This is a genomic window from Mycobacterium gordonae (assembly GCF_001417955.2).
In the GTDB taxonomy this organism is placed as follows: Bacteria; Actinomycetota; Actinomycetes; order Mycobacteriales; family Mycobacteriaceae; genus Mycobacterium; species Mycobacterium gordonae_B.
In genome coordinates this window covers 1-1,927 of sequence record NZ_LKTM01000162.1, presented here as the reverse complement: position 1 = coordinate 1,927, position 1,927 = coordinate 1, and the positions used below count along the sequence as shown (strand labels likewise).

The 1,927-nt window shown below is 81.0% G+C and carries 2 pseudogenes; one reads left to right on the top strand and one right to left on the bottom strand.

Annotation, left to right across the window (positions count from 1 at the left end):
* Nucleotides 1-601 (bottom strand): annotated as a pseudogene (locus AO501_RS39340) (PE family protein); the annotation flags it as partial.
* Between AO501_RS39340 and AO501_RS40225 the strand changes: the two are divergent.
* Nucleotides 578-1,927, top strand: a pseudogene (locus AO501_RS40225) (PE family protein); the annotation flags it as partial. The pseudogenes AO501_RS39340 and AO501_RS40225 sit on opposite strands and share 24 nt — an antisense overlap.

Here is a 1,927-nt window from a genome sequence, read left to right as displayed (position 1 = left end):
CGGCGGACAAGGTACCGGCCCCGCCGGTGCCGCCCGCTCCGCCGAGTCCGCCGTTGCCGCCGGTGCCGCCAATCGCGCTGCCGAGACCTCCGGTGTCCAAACCGCCGACGCCACCGTCGCCGCCGCGGCCACCGGCGCCGCCGGAGCCGCCGGCGGCGTTGAGTGCGCCGTTGCCACCCGCACCGCCCGCGCCGCCGTTTCCGCCGGTTCCCGCGGCCCCGCCGGCGGCGACTGCGCCGCTGCCGGAACCGGCGTTACCTCCGAAGCCGCCGGTGCCACCGCTTCCCCCGCTGCCGCCCTGGCCGCCGGTCCCGACGGCGGCGGCCTTGCCGGCCCCACCGTCGCCGCCGCGGCCGCCCGCCCCACCGGCGCCATTGGTGCCACCGAGATCAGCGCTGCCGCCGTTGCCGCCCAGGCCTCCGTCGCCCCCGTTGAACCCGGACTGGCCGGGCCCGGTGCCGCCGGTGCCGGCACCGCCGTCACCACCAATCCCGCCTGCGCCACCTACACCCGCGCTGCCGGTGAAGCCGCCGACGTTGGCCGCGCCGCCCTGACCCGCGTCGCCTCCGGTCCCGCCGGTGCCACCGGCGCCGGCGGTCATCAGGGTGCCGGCTCCGCCGGCTCCGCCGGCGCCACCTTGACCGCCGTTGCCGCAGGAGGCTTCGGCGGCAACGGCGGCCAGGGCGGCCAGGGCGGTAACGGCGGACTGGCCGACGCCGGCGGCGCCAACGGTGGCGGTGGCGCGGGCGGACGCGGCGGCGACGGGGGCGCCGGCCGGGCCAACAACGCCCTCAGCAGCGGCAGCGGCGGTCAGGGCGGTGCCGGCGGCGCCGGTGGCGGCGGCGGCAACGCAGGCTCGGGAAGCGGTGCCGTCGCGATTGGCGGCGCGGGAGGCACGGGTGGCAACGGCGGCGCCGGTGGAGCGGGTGGTAGCGGCGCCGTCAACAGCAGCGGCGGCGACGGCGGCGCCGGGGGCCAGGGCGGCCAGGGCGGCATGCGCGGTCTGAACACCGGCGGCTTCAGCAGTGCCGTCAGCGGCACCGGCGGCAACGGCGGTCAGGGGGGTGCCGGAGGCGCCGGTGGCGCCGGCGCGTTCAGCGGTGGCGGCACCGGCGGCACCGGCGGGGCCGGTGGTCAGGCCGGTGCCGGCGGCGCGGCCAATGCGGGCGGTGTCGCCGGCAACGCCGGTAACGGCGGTAACGGCGGTCAGGGCGGCGCCGGTGGCGCCGGCGCCGGCGGCGCCGGAGCAGGCCAGTGGGGTCTTGCCGGCGGTCAGGGCGGCCAGGGTGGCGCCGGCGGCGGCGCAGACACCGGCGGGATCAACGGCAGCGGCGGCGCCGGCGGCCGCGGCGGCGACGGTGGAACCGGCGTCGTCGGCACCACGTCCTCCGCGGGTGGCGGCGGCGGCGAAGGCGGCGCCGGGGGCGGCGGCGGCAACGCAGGCTTCGGCATCGGCGCGTCGGGGAGCGGCGGTGTGGGCGGAGCCGGGGGCAACGGTGGGTCCGGCGGCGCCGGCGGCAATGGCGCGCTCGACCTCAACGGCGGCGACGGCGGAGCCGGCGGCCGGGGCGGCAGCGGCGGCGTCGGCGGTCTGAACACCGACTTCACCACAAGCGCCGTCAGCGGCGCCGGCGGCAACGGCGGCCTGGGCGGCGCCGGCGGGAAGGGCGGCGCGAGCAGTTCGTTCGGCGCGGCCGGAACTGGCGGAACCGGCGGCGCCGGTGGCGAGGCGGGCGCGGGCGGCTTCGCGAACGCCGGCGGGGTGAGGGGCAACGACGGCGTCGGCGGCACCGGCGGTGCGGGCGGTGCCGGCGGCCGAGGAGCCGACGCGATCTTCCCGAACCAGGCCGGCGCCAACGGAGGGCTCGGCGGAGGCGGCGGAGCGGGTGGCAACGCGGGCTTGGGCGGCACCAATGGCGCCGGCGGG